Source organism: Proteus sp. PR00208 (assembly GCF_016238545.1).
Lineage (GTDB): Bacteria > Pseudomonadota > Gammaproteobacteria > Enterobacterales > Enterobacteriaceae > Proteus.
In genome coordinates, this window is sequence record NZ_JAEHQE010000031.1 from 1 (window position 1) to 18642 (window position 18642).

Here is an 18642-nt window from a genome sequence, read left to right on the forward strand (position 1 = left end):
AAATTAATAAAACACAATTAAAAGTGTTTATTTTTAAGTCTTTTATGAAAATAAAAAGTTAATTTTTTTATGGAAAATATAAGGAGGTAAATTACACTTAAAAATAAAAACAACATTGCATTAACACAATGGTAACTATTGGATAATTTATTCGCAACTAGTTAACATTAAAGTGTTTTTTTGATGTGGGTCAAGTTATTAATTGTGGCAAAAATTTCTGAATATGCTTAAATTGGCACACGATCAAATATGCTGTTACAAACCTAAAAGTCGTATTGTTGACCTAAGCTCAGAATTCAAATCTGGGTCACGCAAAATATATTTATTATATGTAAATATAAGCGTACTATTTGTAAGGTATTGTGTTTTTGGTCTTTAATATTCGTTGTTGTTTTTAGAGGCATTTATTGCTGGTAGTTATGAGGCTTTATAATTTAATAAAGTCGGGTTGCCGCAAGTCGGTGTCTTCCTGCTAGGAGCAAGGAGTCAAGATGTTTGATATTGTCGAACTGTCACGGTTACAGTTTGCCTTAACAGCAATGTATCACTTCCTGTTTGTCCCATTAACGCTGGGTATGGCGTTTATGCTGGCAATCATGGAAACGATATATGTTCTGTCGGGTAAACAAGTTTACAAAGATATGACAAAGTTCTGGGGTAAGTTATTTGGTATTAACTTTGCTCTGGGTGTCGCAACTGGGTTGACCATGGAGTTCCAATTTGGTACTAACTGGTCATATTTCTCTCATTACGTCGGTGATATCTTCGGTGCGCCTTTAGCAATCGAAGGTTTAATGGCGTTCTTCTTAGAATCAACTTTCGTCGGATTGTTCTTCTTTGGCTGGGATCGCTTAGGTAAGAAGCAGCACTTGATGGTAACTTGGTTAGTTGCTTTCGGTTCTAACTTCTCTGCACTGTGGATCCTTGTTGCGAATGGTTGGATGCAAAACCCTGTCGCTGCAGACTTCAACTTTGAAACCATGCGAATGGAAATGTTGAGTTTTGCTGATCTGGTTTTAAACCCTGTCGCTCAAGTTAAATTTGTTCACACCGTTGCTGCTGGTTACTGTACTGGTGCATTCTTTGTTCTGGGTATCAGCTCTTACTACTTGCTCAAAGGTCGTGATATCGGTTTTGCAAAACGTTCTTTCGCAGTTGCTGCTACTTTTGGTATCGCAGCTGTATTATCTGTTATCGTACTGGGTGATGAATCTGGTTACGAAATGGGTGACGTACAGAAAACCAAACTGGCTGCAATTGAAGGTGAATGGCATACAGAAGCCGCTCCAGCTGCATTTAATCTGATTGCATTCCCTAATCAAGAAAAAATGGAAAACTCGTTTGCATTACAAATCCCTTATGTGATGGGTATTATTGCAACGCGTTCTTTCGATACACCAGTATTAGGTCTTAATGATCTGATGAGTCAACACGAAGTTCGTATTCGTAATGGTATGAAAGCTTACGAATTATTAAGTGAATTGCGTTCAGGTAATACTGATCCTGCTATTCGTGCTGCCTTTAATGACGCTAAACAAGACTTAGGCTACGGTTTATTACTGAAGCGTTATACTGATAAAGTTGTTGATGCAACAGAAGAGCAAATCAAATCTGCTGCAAAAGACACTATTCCTAATGTCGCACCACTGTTTTGGTCATTCCGTATCATGGTTGCCGCAGGCTTCCTGATGTTACTGGTTGTTGCGATTTCCTTCTGGACAGTTCTGTCTAACCGTATTGGTAACTATAAATGGTTACTGCGTGCTGCTCTGTTAAGTATTCCATTACCATGGATTGCAGTTGAAGCAGGTTGGTTTGTTGCAGAATATGGACGTCAACCGTGGGCAATTGGTGAAATCCTTCCTACGGCTGTAGCAACTTCTTCACTGACACAGGCTGATATCCTTGTATCTATGGGTCTTATCTGTGGTCTGTACACATTATTCCTAGTTGCTGAAATGTTCCTGATGTTCAAATTTGGTCGCCTTGGGCCGAGTAGCCTGAAGACGGGTCGCTATCACTTTGAACAGAAGAACGCATCTTCTGCACAAAGTAAGTAACACAGGAGTCCACTATGTTTGATTATGAAGTATTGCGATTTGTTTGGTGGCTACTGATTGGTATCTTACTGATTGGCTTTGCAGTCACTGATGGTTTTGATATGGGTGTGGGTGTGTTACTACGCGTGATCGCTAAAGATGACACTGAACGCCGTATTTTAATTAACTCTGTTGCTCCTCACTGGGATGGTAACCAAGTATGGTTAATCACAGCGGGTGGTGCATTATTCGCTGCATGGCCAATGGTTTATGCTGCGGCATTCTCTGGTTTCTATTTCGGTATGATCTTCGTACTGGCGGCATTATTCTTCCGTCCAGTCGGTTTTGACTACCGCTCTAAACTGGAATCTCCAAAATGGCGCGGCATGTGGGATTGGGGTATCTTTATTGGTAGCTTCGTTCCACCATTAGTTATCGGTGTCGCTTTTGGTAACCTGCTACAAGGTGTTCCATTAGAAGTCGATAGTATGCAACGTGTATCTTATAACGGTACGACTAACGCCTTGATTAACCTGTTAAGCCTATTAAACCCATACGGTTTATTAGCGGGTGTGGTTAGCTTAATGATGATTGTTGCACACGGTGCAAGCTATCTTCAAATGCGTACTACTGGTGAGTTACATGAGCGTACTCGTAAAACAACGTATATTACCTCATTAATTACGTTTATCGCATTCGCATTAGCAGGTGTGTGGTTAATCTATGGTATTGATGGCTTTATTATTACAAGTGCTATTGATACAGCAGGTCCATCATCTCCACTGCTGAAAACCGTTTCTCACGAAGCGGGTGCTTGGATGACTAACTACAACAACTATCCAGTATTATGGGCGCTGCCTGCATTAGGTCTGTTATCTCCATTACTGGCGATTGTTGCAACTAAAGCAAACAAAGGTGGTTGGGCATTCCTGTTCACTTCACTGACTATTGCTTGTGTTATCCTGACTTGTGGTGTGACTATGTTCCCATTTGTGATGCCTTCAAGCACTTTCCCAGATGTGAGCTTAACAATGTGGGATGCAACTTCTAGCCTGTTTACTCTTCAGGTAATGACAGTTGTTGCGATTATCTTTGTACCTATCGTTCTCCTTTACACCATTTGGTGTTACTGGAAAATGCACGGTCGCCTCGATAAGAAATTTATCGAAGGCAATAATCATACTCTTTACTAAGGAGCATAGAGAATGTGGTATTTTGCATGGATCCTCGGCACACTCTTCGCTTGTAGTATTGCGGTGATCGCAGGACTGGCTTTCGAACACGCTGAAGCTAAAAAAACTTCAGAAAGTGAAGAATAATGTTGGATAAAAGCTACCAACTACTAGACAAGGGCCCTATTAGGGCTCTTGTTTTAATCATGGCGTTGGTCATGGCATTTTGTGTCATGTGGGATCCTAGCCGATTTGCAGCGAACACAAGTTCATTTGCAATTTGGCAAGGTATTCTTCTTATTTGGTCTGTGTGTGCTGGTGCAACTTTTGGTCTAGCATTTCGTCCTAAACATGTTGTTGCAAAATGTTTATTACATCCAATCCCTGCAATTATTATTTTAGTTGTTGGGTTAAGTTACTTTTTCTTCTAAAAAAATACCTTATTTCTGCTCATAATATGAAAAAGAAATAAGGTATTTTATTTTCTATAAAACCGCGCTAAATTCTTTCGTCCCCGTGTTTCTATAATTGAATATTCTCTTTTAAGTAATCAATAAATAAACGTGTTTTTCTTGGGATGTATTCGCTATAAGGAAAAATAATATTAACGGATTGTGTTAATAGCGATAGTTCAGGAAATAGCACTACTAATTGATTTTCCAATAATTCTTGATGAATATACCAATGTGGTAAAATAGCCATTCCTGAATGCGCTAGTGCCATTTTCTTTAATGCAGCAATAGTATTTGTTTCGAAGCAGGCATCTTGAGCTAATTGAGAGAGAAGGGTATTGAATTCTGAAGAGGCTGAAAGCTTACTTTGGCGCAAATTACTATTTGTTAAATAAGGAATAGTGTTCAAGTCATTAATGGTTTTTATTGAGAACTTTTGCAACAAATAAGGTGAGATAACTAAACTTATCTCATAATCCGCCAGTTTTGTAGAGCGATAATTACTGTCTTTTAATGTGCCAAGACGAATGGCAAGATCAAGTTTATGGTTTATTAAATCCTCAATAGAAGAATTAAACGCATATTGTACTTTTAGCTTTGGGTGCAACTGCATAAATTGATTAAGTAATGGCAAAATATAGTGTTCACCAAATTCAGCCGTTGAGCTTAATCTCAACGATCCCTGTAATTCTTGTTGTCCTAATCGCGCCTTATCTAAAGTTTGTTCTAACTGATTTAACACTTGGCGAAAATCTTGATAAAGCATTTCACCAGTTTCAGTTAGTGAAAATCGCCGCGTATTACGATTGAGTAATGACACATCTAATTCTGTTTCTAACGCTTTGATATGAATACTCACCATCGATTTACTTAAACGCAAGTATTTTGCCGCTTGAGTAAATGATCCCGTATCAACAACAGCAATAAAAGAGCGAATTCGATCAATTTGATTTTGCATGATTGTTTACTCTGATTAAACAATAAATTCTATTTTGTCAGATAGACGAAATTCGTCAATCTTCCGTACTCTATGCGTGGAGGATTTTTATGACTTACCGCTATCGAATTGCATCTATATTTCTGCTGGGCTTCTTTATAGATTGCATTAACATTTTTATGTCAGCAATTGCATTACCTGCAATTGCCGATGATATGCAGATCTCTATTGTTTCTGTTACATGGGTTTCAAATAGTTATATTCTGGGATTAACATTAATTATTCCATTGAGTCACTGGTTATCTCAACGTTTTGGAATTAAAGCATTGATGGTAACGTCAATGTTGATGTTTAGTTTATCGGTCGCATTAGTGGGATATTCTCACTCTTTCATCGAACTTATTTTTTGGCGCTTTATTCAAGGTGTGAGTGGTGGACTGTTAATCCCAATAGGGCAAGCATTAACTTTTCAATATTTTCAAGGGCATGAGAGAAGTAAAATATCAACGCTTATTATGGCGATAGCGCTGATTGCACCTGCAATATCACCCACACTGGGTGGATTTATTGTTGATGTGGTTTCGTGGCGTTGGGTTTTTTATAGCAATATTCCATTTTCATTGATAACCGCGTTTCTAGCCTTTATCTGGGTAAAAGAGCCTTTACCTAAAGGAAATGTAATGCCTGATATTAAAGGTATCATTCTTATTAGTTTGATTATTGTATCTGGATTGTTTGCGTTATCTGCATATGGTGAATATCACTCAACATTACTTGCTTTAGTGATTGCCGTACTTTCAACAATTTTTGCTGTGCTTTATTATTACCATTATCGACGCCATTCATCGCCGGTTATTAATCTAGCATTATTAAAAAATAGAAATCTATCGCTCTCTATTTTTATTTACTACTGTATTCCAGGTGTTTTTACTGGAGTGAATATCCTCGCTATTTTTTATTTACAACAATATTTAAAATTTACAGCTCAAGGCACGGGGATTTTTATGTTGTTGTATGCACTGGGTGCCTTTATTTCAATGATAATAAGTGGTGCACTTTATAATAAATTAGGTATGAAATGCTTATTTATTATTGCATTGCTATTACACAGTATTGGTATCTCCTTATTAACCTTTGTAAATAGCAATACAGATATTCCATTACTTATTATTGCATATCTAATTATCGGAGTGGGTGGGGGAATTGGCGCAAACACGGCGCAAACCACAGCATTGTATGACTTTAGTGCAAAAAAATTAGTTCAAGCAAGTGTTATTTGGAATATTAACCGACAAGTTGTTTTTAGTGTTGGGGCAACTATGGTTGCTATGTTATTTAATATTTTTTCTCTTTTTTGTTTACCACAAACTGCTTATAGCATGACTTTTTTAATATGCGCCTTGATAGGCATATTACCTCTTACTTTATTACTTACACTAAAGAAAAAAGTTATTACACAGGAAATACAAGATGAATTCTAATAGTGATTTAATTATAGAAAGCATTAAATCTTTGCATGATGAGATTGAAACTGTTTTTACGCAATATCCACTACCAGTTGCTGCTATTAAAAAAATAGAAAATCTTTTATCTCAAGAGTTTTCAATGGTTGGGATCAGCGGAAAAGCGGTGAGTTATGATGACGTTATTGCGATGTTCAGACAAAATGCAGGAAAAAGAAGTAGTCTGAAAATAAAAACGGATAATTATAAAATAATTTACCAATCAGATTGTTTGGCGCTTGTCAGATATCAAGAAACACATAGTGAAAATAAGAAAATTCTTATGCGCGAGTCTGTGGTGTTATTAAGACGCAATTCTCATGATGGGAGTTGGCAATGGCACTATCTTCATGAAACCCCAATCTCAAATAATTAATTGATTTATATGGAAAACCAGTTTTTTAACTGGTTTTTTTCTGTCATTAAAAATAATACTACTAAATTAGACAATCTATGAATTTCTAATTAGCAAGCATTTTTATGCTGTCTTAATAAAAATATTTTTTCTATTCAGAGCACAAAGCATATTGCGTGTTGCAAAGAAGAGTTTATGATTGGCGCCTGAAAACTGCGTTTTCTATTCTTTACGTTACTACGATTCCCTTAGAGCGACCGCTTAAGTATAGTTAGGTAACCTATAGCTACATTATTTATGGACTTAACTCGGGAAATGTAAGGAAGGTACTATGCAGTTTCTTTGGCCTGTTCGTGTTTATTATGAAGATACTGATGCTGGTGGTGTTGTTTATCACGCCAGTTATCTGAAATATTTTGAACGCGCTAGAACTGAACTACTCAGAGAAAAAGGTTTTCATCAGCATGATTTACGGGAGTATAATCATGTTGTATTTGTTGTACGTAAATTATCAATAGAATATATTGCGCCAGCTCGACTTGATAATCTTTTGCAAGTAGAAAGTGAAATTACCACATTGCGTGGTGCTTCGATGACATTTTCTCAAAAAATTATTAATGAAGATGGTTGTGTATTGTGCAGCGCAGAAGTGCTCGTTGTCTGCGTAGATTCATCAAAAATGAAGCCAGTAGCGCTTCCTAAGTCCATTATCGCGGAGTTTAAGTAGTGGCTGACATGAATGTTATCGATCTCTTCCTAAAAGCAGGGCTTTTAGTCAAGTTGATCATGTTGCTTTTAATCGGATTTTCTATTGCATCTTGGGCGATTATTATTCAGCGAACTAAAGTTCTGAATGCCGCTGATCGTGAAGCTGCAGATTTTGAAGATAAATTCTGGTCAGGTACTGATTTGGCACGTTTATATAAAGATAGCCAAGCTCGTCGTGATGAATTATCTGGCTCAGAGCAAATTTTTCATTCTGGCTTTAAAGAATTTGCCCGTTTGCATCAAGCAAACGTTCATGCTCCTGATGCGGTTGTTAATGGTGCATCAAGGGCTATGCGTGTTTCTTTCAATCGTGAATTAGAATCTTTAGAGAATAATATTCCTTTCCTTGGTACTGTCGGTTCTATCAGCCCATATATTGGTCTGTTCGGTACAGTCTGGGGGATTATGCACGCATTTATTGCATTAGGTAGTGTTAAACAAGCAACATTACAAATGGTCGCCCCCGGCATTGCTGAAGCTCTGATTGCAACAGCTATCGGTTTATTTGCGGCAATCCCCGCAGTTATGGCTTATAACCGGTTTACGCAGCGTGTAAATAAACTGGAACAAAGTTACGATAACTTTATGGAAGAGTTCCTGACGATTTTACATCGCCAAGCTTTTACCTCCGCAGAAAAGAAATAGTTAACGCAGAAGGAGAGAGCTGATGGCACGGGGTCGCAGTAGCCGCCGAGGCGTAAAATCAGAGATTAACATTGTTCCTTTGCTCGACGTATTATTAGTGCTGTTACTTATTTTTATGGCAACAGCACCTATTATCTCGCAAAGTGTTGAGGTTGATCTTCCTGAAGCAACAGAGACACAAACTGTTTCAAGTAACGATAACCCTCCTGTAATTGTTGAAGTTGCAGGTGTTGGGCAATACAACATTCGTGTTGATCAGGAAGTGTTAGAATTATTACCACAAGAACAGATTATGGCTGAAGCTAAACGACAACTGGAAAAAAATCCGAAAGTTGTCTTTCTTATTGGCGGTGCTAAAGATGTTCCTTATGATGAGATAATTAAAGCGCTCAACATGTTACGTCAAGCAGGTGTTAAGTCTGTAGGTTTAATGACTCAGCCTATGTAATTAGGTTGAAATAAGTTTGGATGATAGCGTGGGAAAGAAGACGAAACCAACCCGAAGTAAATTGAGCGGTTCAGTTATCTTGTCTACCGCCTTGCATTTACTCGTTGTCGCATTGCTTATCTGGGGGTCATTAACTCAGAAATGGGATTTAGGTGGTGGCGGTGGATCTGATGGACAAGTTATTGATGCTATTATGGTTGATCCTAATGCGGTGGTACAACAGTATAACCAGCAAAAAGCGCAACAAGCTAACGTCCAAAAAGCCGAGCAAGAGCGAAAAGAGCGTGCTGAGCAACAAGAAGAAGAGTTGCGTCAGCAGCAAATGAAAGAACAAGAACGTTTGAAAACGTTAGAAGTTGAACGTTTACAAGCGAAAGAAGCGGCAGAAGCTCAAAAACGTGAATCTGCATTAGCTGCCGCTAAAGCAAAAGAAGAACAAAAAGTTGCAGAAGAAGCGGCTGCACAAGCGAAAGCAGAGCGCGATCGCATCTTAAAAGAACAAGCTGATGCTAAAAAACAAGCTGAGGCAGAAGCCAAGAAACAAGCAGAATTAGCCGCGAAACAAAAAGCGGAAGAAGCGAAGGCTAAAGCAGAAGCCGATGCTAAAGCCAAAGCTGAAGCGGATGCAAAAGCCAAAGCAGAAGCCGATGCTAAAGCAAAGGCTGCCGCAGAAGCGAAAGCTAAAGCAGCGGCAGAAGCCAAAGCAAAAGCGGCAGCTCAACAGCAAAGTAAAACAGTAAATAATTTACTTGATGGTTTAGTGGCTGATGGTAGCAAACAAAGCGGTGCATCAGCAGCAGGCCAAGGCGGTGGAAATCGTACTGGCGCAAATGGTGAAGGTGTAGATCGCTATAAAGGCCAACTGAAAATTGCAATAGAACAGAAGTTTATTGATCCTGAATTATACAAAGGTAAAACTTGTGAGCTAAGAATTAGCATTGCACCTGATGGGATGCTAATTAATGCGAAGATTGCAGGTGGCGATCCTGCATTATGCCAAGTGGCATTAAGAGCGGCGAATACAGCTACACTACCGAAGCCACCGAAAGATGTTTATGAACAAGTAAAATCATCAGTAATTGAGTTTAAACCATAAAACTGTCTGATTGTAGGAAAACATACACTAATTTATAGCTATTTTAGAATGTTATTGATGCGTTGTATGGTGTTGTTGAAAAGCGTTTGTTACTATTCTGTGCGTTATTGCGTAATAACCGCAATAATAAAAGGGAGACATGATGAAGCAGGCATTAAATGTTATTTTCGGGCTTTTGATTTTATGCGTAACCACTCTGGCTAACGCTGAAGTTCGAATTGAAATTACACAAGGGGTAAATACTGCACGCCCTATTGGTGTTGTTCCTTTTAAATGGGAAGGCACAGGTCAAATGCCAGAAGATGTTGCTGGTATAATTGCGGCTGATTTACGAAATAGCGGAAAATTTAATCCGATTGATGTGTCTCGTATACCTCAACAACCAGTTACTGCTTCTGAAGTCCAACCTGCACTTTGGACGGCATTAGGTATTGACTCTGTTGTCGTAGGACGTGTGCAACCATCAGCGGATGGCCAATATTTAGTGAGCTATCAGTTAGTTGATGTTGCTGGCTCTCCAGGTGCGGTTTTATCTCAAAGCGAGTTTAAAGTTCCATCTAAATGGTTACGTTACTCTGCACATACCGCTAGTGATGAAGTTTTTGAAAAACTGACGGGTATTCGTGGTGCATTCCGTACACGTATTGCTTATGTTGTTGTGACAAATGGTGGCGCATATCCTTATGAATTGCGCGTTTCAGATTATGATGGATTTAACCAAGATCGTGTTTATCGTTCATCACAGCCATTAATGTCACCAGCATGGTCACCAGATGGTGCTAAACTTGCATATGTAACCTTTGAAAGTGGTCAATCTGCTTTAGTGGTACAAACATTAGCAACAGGTGAGATTCGCCAAATTGCATCATTCCCAAGACATAATGGTGCACCTTCGTTTTCACCTGATGGCTCTAAACTTGCATTTGCTCTTTCTAAAAGCGGTAGCTTAAATCTGTATGTTATGGATTTAGCAAGTGGGAATATGACACAGGTAACCAATGGTAGAAGTAATAATACTGAGCCATCTTGGATGCCAGATGGGCAGACTTTGGTCTATACTTCAGATCAAGGTGGAAACCCTCAAATTTATAAGGTTAATATTAACGGAGGAACACCAGAGCGTATTACTTGGGAAGGTCGACAAAACCAAAACCCAGCAGTAAGCCCAGACGGTAGTTTCTTAGTTATGGTAAGTTCTGCAAGCGGTAGGCAACATATCGCTAAGCAGGATCTAGAAACTAATTCTGTACAATATCTAACAGATACGTTTCTGGATGAAACGCCAAGCATCGCTCCTAATGGCACAATGGTTATTTATAGCTCTACACAAGGCTTAGGCACCATTTTGCAGCTAGTATCGACAGATGGACGTTTCAAAGCGCGTCTTCCGGCGACTGACGGTCAGGTTAAATCACCTGCCTGGTCACCGTTTATGTGATGCATAAAAATTATGTATGGCAAACAAATAAAGGAACAAATAGAGATGCAATTAAACAAAGTGTTTAAAGGGTTGATGTTAGCATTACCACTCGTTGCTGTTGCAGCATGTAGCTCAAACAAAAACGACGATCAAACTGATACAAACAATGTACCAGTTGTTGAACAAGGTCCTACTGCTGAAGAATTAGCACGTCAGCAATTAGAACAACTGAAACAACAAAACATCGTTTACTTCGGTTTTGACAAATATGACATTAGCTCAGACTACGCTAACCTGTTAGATGCACACGCAGCATTCCTGCGTTCAAATCCATCAGTACGTATCACTGTAGAAGGTCATGCTGACGAACGCGGTACTCCAGAATACAACATCGCTCTGGGCGAACGTCGTGCAAACGCTGTGAAAATGTACCTGCAAGGTAAAGGCGTATCTGCTGATCAACTGTCAATCGTTTCTTACGGTAAAGAAAAACCAGCTGTACTGGGTCATGACGAAGCCGCTTATGCGAAAAACCGTCGTGCAGTACTGGATTACTAAGAGAACGGCATGAACAACAGTAACTTCAGACCTTTCTTGATGAGTCTGTTGTTACTGGTTGGCGTAGCGGCTCCTGTAGCCGCTATTGCCCAAGCGCCAATCAGTAATATCGGTTCAGGTTCGACCGATGAACGACTCGCCCAACTTGAGCGTTTTTCAAATGCTCACAGCCAGCTTTTGACCCAATTACAGCAACAACTCGCTGATTCTCAGCGTGATATTGATATGTTACGTGGTCAAATTCAGGAAAATCAATATCAGTTAAATCAAGTTGTTGAACGCCAACGCAACATCTATCAACAATTAGATAGCCTTGGTGGCGGAGCTTCAACATCAACAGAAGCCACTCAACCTGATAATACTGCTTCTTCAACACCTCCTGCGGCAACTAATTCAGGACAAGGTGATGAGAAGGCCGATTATAATGCAGCAATTGATATCGTATTGAATTCTAAAGATTACGATAAGGCAATTGTTGAATTAAACAACTTTATCAATAACTATCCGAAGTCTAGCTATCAATCAAATGCACAATTTTGGTTGGGTCAGATGTATTATCTAAAAGGTAATAAGGATCAGGCTGCAAGTACATTTGCTATTGTTGTTAAAAACTATCCAAAATCTCAAAAAGCAAGTGAAGCCTTTTATAAAATAGGTTTGATCATGCAAGAGAAAGGGCAAAAGGATAATGCTAAAGCTGTTTACCAACAAGTGATTAAGCAATATCCAAATAGCGCTGGCGCTAAATTAGCGCAAAAGCAGCTAGGAACACTCTAATTATTGACCCCGTAATGTAAAATGTTGCATTTTCGGGGTTAAATGATTGTTTTTTCAGCGGTTGAATGTTTTTTTGAAAAAAAACATTGCACAAAAACATTAAATCAGTATTATTACCCGCCGTTGCCACAGAGAATGTGGCGAGTTCGAAAAAGGGTCGTTAGCTCAGTCGGTAGAGCAGTTGACTTTTAATCAATTGGTCGGGCGTTCGAATCGCCCACGACCCACCATTTTCGAACATCAATCCGTTTTTATTGAAATGGGTCGTTAGCTCAGTCGGTAGAGCAGTTGACTTTTAATCAATTGGTCGGGCGTTCGAATCGCCCACGACCCACCATTTCAATCCCTTCTCCGTATATCTATCATTCCCTAAACAGAACAGTAAACAAACTCTTAGCTATTTTTCTATTTTTTGATAATGCAGTGCATTGTTTTATTAAACAATGAAGATAGTTTTCTCAAAATTGAAAAAACTACCTTGCTTTAATTAACAATCACATTGAAATCAGTAATGACAAACAATCGATGATGTAATCTGGGTGTATTCATTTTCAGTCAAAAATTCATTGTCAATTAGCCAATTACTGACAAGTTCTTGCGTTTTTATCGCAGTATCAATTGGGTGATTTAGCTGTTTTGAAGCATCAAGAAAAAATGCCATCATCACAGAAAGGGCGGCGGCGGCTTCATAAGGGGTACTCATTGCAAGTGTACTTTCTAATGAACGTAATGAATAAAATTTAGGTAGCCACTCTTTTAGGTTTTTTCCTTGATACCACACATCTTGTGTTGATGTTTGTAATGCAACTTGTTCAAGTAAGGCTATCAACCATTCACGCATATCATTCATGCGATAATTAGCAAACCAAAACTCATGGCGTAGAATGGCTACAGCGACTTGTGTGGCTTCAAACCAGAATTCTTGAGCATTACTGTAAGCTTCCTCTTTTGAAAGCATAGGAGGCGTTATAACGCTAATTTCAGGAAGCCCGTCACATAAACCTGTTTTATCAAGTAGGATTTGATATCCACGCTGGTAAACTGGGCTGAGCCCTTCACTTTTCATGTTAAAAATACGTTCAGGCTCTGCCATCATGATATCCATTTTGCGACCTTGAGCTAAAACATGTAAATAAATAGGCCAAAGCTTACCTTTAGGATCTTCACACTCTAATTGTAAGTTAACAAGGTCATCACCAAATTGTGATAACCAATGTCGGTTTTTTGCGAGCTCAGTCGCACCATGACCGATAAGCTCTATATCAATATCAGAATAACTGTCTATCTTTTTATTGCGGCCTAATGATCCTGTTAGTACTACAGCTTCAATTCTAGGATCAAGGAGGGCAAAAGATAGTATGTGATCGATTAAACGTGTTGTTGGCTCCATATTTCTCTCTAGTAAGTAAAACGTATAAAGTTATTTGTCGTTTTTATTGTTTAAAAAGTGAATCAGAATAATTTGTTTAGTATATAAAACATTTATTTGTTATTTTTATTAACTAGCAACATAATATTTAGTATCAAAAACACAGTACTATTATAAATATGAATTTATAATATATCTTTACTACTTTGCAAAGATGTCGCAATAACCCATATTTTCTTTGTTTTTTTCTATGATTAAGTCGGGGTTGTAAAATGGATGTCATGAGTTGGTTTAGTATCAATAATCTTTTAGTCAATATTCCGTTAGGAGAGGGAGGATATCCACTTTCATGGATTGAAGCTGTCGGTACTATTGCTGGACTATTGTGTATTTGGCTTGCCAGTCAGGAAAAAATTATTAACTATTTATTTGGACTGATTAATGTCACCTTATTTGCCATTATATTTTTCCAAATTCAGCTGTATGCAAGCTTATTACTTCAAATTTTCTTCTTCGCAGCCAATATTTATGGATGGTATGCATGGAGCAGAGTGAATGACTTTGAGCAAGCGGAGTTAAGAATACGTTGGTTAAAATCAAGTCATCGTCTCTTTTTAATTGTTGTTTCAATAGCTGCCATTGCCGCTCTTACTTTCAATATTGATACTGTATTTGGCTATTTAGCCGTTGTTGCTGTTGATATATTAAATGTCTTTGGTGCAAATTTAGCTACGCCAGTTCTTGAACCTGATGCATACCCATTCTGGGACTCAGCAATGACAGTGCTTTCTATTGTCGCGATGATCTTAATGACACGAAAACTAGTTGAAAATTGGCTAGTTTGGTCTGTTATTAACGTGATTAGTATTGTTATATTCTACAAACAAGGTGTTTATGCAATGTCTGTTGAATATATCATCTTACTGGCTATCGCGATTAATGGTTCTCGCTTGTGGATCAAAACAGCAAAACGCTCTAGCAGAAATAATTATCTCTCCTAATAAAAAAGGCTGGTAGAGTTATCTTTCTCTCCAGCCTTACTATTCATTGTTTTTATTCTTATTATTAACGCAATTTTGAATCATTATTTTGCTTAAATGCGCTATTTCCATTTATGTTGAAATTTTTAGAAAGGTGACTATAGGTGCTTTAGATTGAAAGGGTGTTTACAGATAGAAAACGAATGGTTAGATTGGAAAAGCAATAATAACATTGACTAGATAACATAGAGTGGATACACGGGAATGAATTATCAAAATGATGACCTTAAAATAACACAAATTAATGAACTCTTACCGCCAGTGGCTTTATTGGAAAAGTTTCCAGCGACTGATAATGCGGCTTTTACAGTTCGTCATGCCCGTGAAGCTATTCATCAAATCCTAGCTGGAAAAGATGATCGTCTATTAGTAGTAATTGGACCTTGTTCTATTCATGATCCGAAAGCTGCGCTGGAGTATGCACAACGTTTAAGTCTTATTAGAGAAGAGCTTAAAGACAAACTTGAAATTGTAATGCGTGTTTATTTTGAAAAACCGCGCACAACTGTAGGTTGGAAAGGCTTAATTAATGATCCTCATATGGATCATACTTTTGATATTAATGAAGGCTTACGCATTGCTCGTAATCTTTTATTAACGATTAATGATAGTGGCTTGCCAACGGCTGGCGAGTTCTTAGATATGATAACGCCGCAATACGTTGCTGATTTAATGAGTTGGGGCGCAATTGGCGCTCGTACTACAGAATCACAAGTTCATCGTGAGCTTTCATCTGGCTTATCTTGCCCTGTTGGTTTTAAAAATGGTACAGATGGCACCATTAAAGTGGCGATTGATGCGATTAATGCTGCGGGATCGCCACACTGTTTTCTTTCTGTAACCAAATGGGGACATTCTGCCATTGTGCGCACAGCAGGTAATGGTGATTGCCATATTATTTTACGTGGTGGCAAAGAGCCGAATTACAGTGCTGAACATGTTGCCGCTGTAAAAGAAGGGCTTAAAAAAGCCGGTTTACCACAAAACGTCATGGTAGATTTCAGTCACGCAAATAGTTGCAAGAAATTTGAGAAACAAATGGAAGTTGGTGCTGATATTTGCCAACAAATTAGCGCGGGTGAAAAAGCATTAATTGGTGTTATGATCGAAAGTCATTTAGTGGAAGGTAGCCAATCATTAGAAAGCGGTGAGCCTTTAGTTTATGGCAAAAGCATCACGGATGCATGTATTGGTTGGGATGACACCGAAACGCTATTACGCCAATTAGCAGATGCGGTTGTGGCTCGTCGTAATAAAGTGTAATAATTAAATTTAGAGTATAAAAAATGCCACTTTTACGTGGCATTTTTTTATGTAACTCAAAATAAAATTATTTTGCTTTACCTTGGTTAGCAACAGCGGCTGCTTTTGCTGCGATTTCGTCAGCATTACCTAAGTAGTAACGTTTGATTGGTTTCATGTTTTCATCAAATTCGTAAACTAAAGGTACAGCTGTTGGGATATTCAGCTCAAGAATTTCATCTTCGCTCATGTTGTCTAGGTATTTAACCAGAGCACGCAGTGAGTTACCGTGAGCTGCGATGATAACTTTCTCACCAGAAGCAACACGCGGTTTGATAACTTCTTCCCAGTATGGTGTTACACGGTCGATAGTTAATGCTAGGCTTTCAGTTAATGGCAGTTCTGCCGCAGTTAAAGATGCATAACGTGGATCTTTACCTGGGAAACGTTCATCATCTTTAGTTAATTCTGGTGGAGTGATAGCAAAACCACGACGCCATTGTTTAACTTGCTCGTCACCGTATTTTTCAGCGGTTTCAGCTTTGTTTAAGCCTTGCAGAGCGCCGTAATGACGTTCGTTTAATTTCCAGCTTTTTTCAACTGGCAGCCATTGTTGATCAACTTGATCAAGAATGTTCCACAGGGTGTGAATTGCGCGTTTCAGAACAGAAGTATATGCATAGTCAAAAGCAAAACCTTCAGCTTTCAGCAGTTTACCTGCTTCTTGCGCTTCATTACGGCCTTTTTCGGACAACTCAACGTCAGTCCAGCCTGTAAAACGGTTTTCTTTGTTCCATACACTTTCACCGTGTCGAACTAGCACAAGCTTAGTTACTGCCATAGTTTAGACTCCTATAATTACTTTCTTAATATAAGTTTAAAATTAGCACTTCAATCATTATATGGATCATCGACAAGAACGCCAAACATAAGTGACAAAACAAGGGGGATTAAGTCAAAAATGTCGTTTGTTCGATGAATTATTGCACAGTTGTCACACCTTTTGCTTAATCGTTCAAGCTATTAATCTAGCGGGATCGGCGTAAAAAAACAAAATATCCGTTTTGTATAAAAAATAGACGAAGATTGCGTCCATAAAACCGACACATTTTTTATTTATTATTGTTCAAATAATATGCAAAAAATGTCGATTTAAATAAAAAATTCAGACCTAATTTTAGCGTTAATTTCTAAAATCATTGCCCTGATTATGACAGTAAAAATCCATATTTAACAAATTTCTTGCTGATAGCGATAAATTTCGCCGTCTTTAATAAAAGTCAATCGATGAGTAATACATAATGGTGCGTCTTCCTGATGGTGACTCACAAATAAAAGCTGTGTATTACTATGGCTTATCATGATATCAATAAAACGCTGTACTAAGAGTCGATTCGTTGTGTCTAATCCTTGCAGTGGTTCATCTAGAATAAGCAAAGTAGGGTGCTTAACTAACGCTCTAACAATTAATACTAAACGTTGTTGTCCCCATGATAAGGCATGAAATGGATTATTGGCATGGGCTGTTAAACCAATCAATGCTAACCATTCATCAGCGAGTTTAAGCTGTTTATCTGTAATAGCCTGATAAATACCAATTGAGTCGTGAAATCCTGAAATAATGACATTTTTTACACTTGAAGAGACACGATAGCTCTGGTGTAAGGCATTACTGACATAACCGATATGGCGTTTAATTTCCCATACTGTTTCACCACTTCCTCTTTTACGGCCAAATAACGTTAAGTCATTACTGTAACCTTGAGGGTGATCGCCTGTAATCAAACTTAGCAATGTCGATTTGCCTGCGCCATTAGGGCCTAAGATTTGCCAATGTTGTTGCGGTTTTACTTCCCAAGTTAAATGATAAAGTACAGGTTTGTCGTTATAACTCACTACACCATTTTTTAAAATGATTGGGGAAAGTGTGGGAGATAATTGTGGGATTGCATCTGGCGAGTCTTGTTCAGGTAATGTGAAGCTTTTAAGTGTTTCACTGTGAGATAATTGTGCGATCACTGAATCAGATAAAATCGACTCCTTTTCACCTTTAGCCACTAATTCGCAATGAATAAGTAAACCTGCATGTTGAATAAAATCAGGAATATCATTAAAACGATTTAAAATGAGTACAATCGTCAGATTTTGTTGATGTAATAGTATGAGTAATTCATTTAGTGCACGACGAGAATCAATATCTAGACCATCAAAAGGCTCATCTAAGATTAATAGATCAGGTTCATTCATTAACAGTTGAATAAGCAGTATTTTGCGAGATTCACCAGTAGAAAGATATTTAAAACGTCTTGATAATAAGTATTCAACACCAAATTGTTTTGCTAATAAAAGACACTTATCATTATCTTTTACCTGCATTTGGATAACTTGAGCAACCGTTAAACCTGTGTCGTCTTCACCTTCACTAAGTAAATCTGTGTTATTGCGACGCCACTCTTCTTCGATTATTTTTTGTAATTTTTCAAAAGAGAGGCTTATCGGACGAGTAAAGGTATTAATGAACTCACCTGATAGCAAGACACTTTCTTGACATAATGCGTTTGCTAATGCGCTTTTCCCACTTCCATTACTGCCTACAAATGCCCAACTATCACCTTCATTAATTGTTAAATCATTAATTTGCGAACAGAGTGTATCGCTTAATCGAAATTGTGTTTTTTTGAGTTGCAAGTATTTCATTATTTTTATCCGTCGCTTTTTAGAGCAAGTAGAGTACTTACCAATATCGGGTTAACTAATAATTGTCAATATTTGCTGAATTATTCTTAGGCAAAAAAAGCTTAAGTGTCTTTTAAAAAATGATA

Annotated in this window: 19 protein-coding genes and 2 tRNA genes; 17 read left to right on the forward strand and 4 right to left on the reverse strand. The window is 38.1% G+C overall.

What is annotated here, in order from left to right:
• Positions 1 to 491 precede the first annotated feature (491 nt).
• Genes cydA through ybgE form a run of 4 tightly spaced genes read left to right on the forward strand, consistent with a single transcriptional unit; the run spans position 492 to position 3642 of the window.
• Positions 492 to 2060, forward strand: coding sequence for a cytochrome ubiquinol oxidase subunit I (gene cydA, locus JEP36_RS16575; protein WP_109373951.1), 1569 nt, complete (start codon positions 492 to 494; stop codon positions 2058 to 2060).
• Between the two features lie 14 nt (positions 2061 to 2074).
• Positions 2075 to 3232, forward strand: coding sequence for a cytochrome d ubiquinol oxidase subunit II (gene cydB, locus JEP36_RS16580; RefSeq protein ID WP_088493410.1), 1158 nt, complete (start codon positions 2075 to 2077; stop codon positions 3230 to 3232).
• A 12-nt stretch (positions 3233 to 3244) separates the two neighbouring features.
• A complete protein-coding gene (cydX, locus tag JEP36_RS16585) occupies positions 3245 to 3358 on the forward strand; it encodes a cytochrome bd-I oxidase subunit CydX (protein WP_099075922.1) in 114 nt (37 codons plus the stop codon).
• Positions 3358 to 3642 (forward strand): cyd operon protein YbgE, encoded by a 285-nt coding sequence (gene ybgE, locus JEP36_RS16590; protein WP_198630502.1) that lies wholly within the window; start codon positions 3358 to 3360, stop codon positions 3640 to 3642. The genes cydX and ybgE overlap by 1 nt, the downstream gene beginning before the upstream one ends.
• A gap of 91 nt (positions 3643 to 3733) precedes the next feature.
• Here the strand turns inward: ybgE and JEP36_RS16595 are convergent, their stop codons facing one another.
• Positions 3734 to 4621, reverse strand: coding sequence for a LysR family transcriptional regulator (locus JEP36_RS16595; RefSeq protein WP_198630503.1), 888 nt, complete (start codon positions 4619 to 4621; stop codon positions 3734 to 3736).
• 89 nt (positions 4622 to 4710) lie between these two features.
• Here JEP36_RS16595 and JEP36_RS16600 point away from each other — a divergent pair, with 89 nt between their 5' ends.
• From JEP36_RS16600 to JEP36_RS16650, 11 genes are all read left to right on the forward strand, one after another.
• Complete coding sequence (locus JEP36_RS16600; protein ID WP_198630504.1) at positions 4711 to 6081, forward strand: MFS transporter; 1371 nt, start codon at positions 4711 to 4713, stop codon at positions 6079 to 6081.
• Positions 6071 to 6478, forward strand: a complete 408-nt coding sequence (locus JEP36_RS16605; protein ID WP_198630505.1) for a DUF4440 domain-containing protein — start codon at positions 6071 to 6073, stop codon at positions 6476 to 6478. The genes JEP36_RS16600 and JEP36_RS16605 overlap by 11 nt, the downstream gene beginning before the upstream one ends.
• Before the next feature lie 310 nt (positions 6479 to 6788).
• Positions 6789 to 7184, forward strand: a complete 396-nt coding sequence (gene ybgC / locus JEP36_RS16610; protein ID WP_109373956.1) for a tol-pal system-associated acyl-CoA thioesterase — start codon at positions 6789 to 6791, stop codon at positions 7182 to 7184.
• Complete coding sequence (gene tolQ, locus JEP36_RS16615; protein ID WP_198620416.1) at positions 7184 to 7870, forward strand: Tol-Pal system protein TolQ; 687 nt, start codon at positions 7184 to 7186, stop codon at positions 7868 to 7870. The genes ybgC and tolQ overlap by 1 nt, the downstream gene beginning before the upstream one ends.
• Before the next feature lie 22 nt (positions 7871 to 7892).
• On the forward strand, positions 7893 to 8318 hold the full coding sequence (gene tolR / locus JEP36_RS16620; RefSeq protein ID WP_109373958.1) for a colicin uptake protein TolR: 426 nt from the start codon (positions 7893 to 7895) through the stop codon (positions 8316 to 8318).
• A gap of 28 nt (positions 8319 to 8346) precedes the next feature.
• Positions 8347 to 9414, forward strand: a complete 1068-nt coding sequence (tolA, locus tag JEP36_RS16625) for a cell envelope integrity protein TolA (RefSeq protein WP_198620417.1) — start codon at positions 8347 to 8349, stop codon at positions 9412 to 9414.
• A gap of 142 nt (positions 9415 to 9556) precedes the next feature.
• Positions 9557 to 10852 (forward strand): Tol-Pal system beta propeller repeat protein TolB, encoded by a 1296-nt coding sequence (gene tolB / locus JEP36_RS16630; protein ID WP_109373960.1) that lies wholly within the window; start codon positions 9557 to 9559, stop codon positions 10850 to 10852.
• Between the two features lie 45 nt (positions 10853 to 10897).
• Positions 10898 to 11392 carry a peptidoglycan-associated lipoprotein Pal gene (gene pal / locus JEP36_RS16635; RefSeq protein ID WP_100159459.1) on the forward strand — a complete coding sequence of 165 codons (495 nt, stop codon included), beginning with the start codon at positions 10898 to 10900 and terminating at the stop codon, positions 11390 to 11392.
• A gap of 9 nt (positions 11393 to 11401) precedes the next feature.
• A complete protein-coding gene (ybgF, locus tag JEP36_RS16640) occupies positions 11402 to 12169 on the forward strand; it encodes a tol-pal system protein YbgF (protein WP_100159460.1) in 768 nt (255 codons plus the stop codon).
• Between the two features lie 154 nt (positions 12170 to 12323).
• Positions 12324 to 12399: transfer RNA gene (locus tag JEP36_RS16645), tRNA-Lys, on the forward strand.
• 31 nt (positions 12400 to 12430) lie between these two features.
• Positions 12431 to 12506 (forward strand) — tRNA-Lys (locus JEP36_RS16650).
• A 168-nt stretch (positions 12507 to 12674) separates the two neighbouring features.
• On the opposite strand, the gene JEP36_RS16655 is transcribed toward JEP36_RS16650, so the two are convergent.
• Entirely contained in the window at positions 12675 to 13559 is an 885-nt protein-coding gene (locus tag JEP36_RS16655) for an aminoglycoside 6-adenylyltransferase (protein WP_198620418.1), read from the reverse strand.
• Between the two features lie 251 nt (positions 13560 to 13810).
• On the opposite strand from JEP36_RS16655, the gene pnuC reads away from it, so the two are divergent.
• Together pnuC and aroG are read left to right on the forward strand one after the other, a co-directional pair.
• Positions 13811 to 14539 carry a nicotinamide riboside transporter PnuC gene (pnuC, locus tag JEP36_RS16660; RefSeq protein ID WP_269812636.1) on the forward strand — a complete coding sequence of 243 codons (729 nt, stop codon included), beginning with the start codon at positions 13811 to 13813 and terminating at the stop codon, positions 14537 to 14539.
• A gap of 243 nt (positions 14540 to 14782) precedes the next feature.
• Positions 14783 to 15841, forward strand: a complete 1059-nt coding sequence (gene aroG / locus JEP36_RS16665) for a 3-deoxy-7-phosphoheptulonate synthase AroG (RefSeq protein WP_198630506.1) — start codon at positions 14783 to 14785, stop codon at positions 15839 to 15841.
• 67 nt (positions 15842 to 15908) lie between these two features.
• Here the strand turns inward: aroG and gpmA are convergent, their stop codons facing one another.
• The gene (gene gpmA / locus JEP36_RS16670) at positions 15909 to 16661 is read right to left on the reverse strand and encodes a 2,3-diphosphoglycerate-dependent phosphoglycerate mutase (RefSeq protein WP_099075932.1); all 753 of its coding nucleotides are present in this window, start codon (positions 16659 to 16661) and stop codon (positions 15909 to 15911) included.
• A 389-nt stretch (positions 16662 to 17050) separates the two neighbouring features.
• Positions 17051 to 18517: a molybdate ABC transporter ATP-binding protein ModF gene (gene modF / locus JEP36_RS16675; protein ID WP_198630507.1), complete on the reverse strand. Its 1467-nt coding sequence runs from the start codon at positions 18515 to 18517 to the stop codon at positions 17051 to 17053.
• Positions 18518 to 18642: the final 125 nt, after the last annotated feature.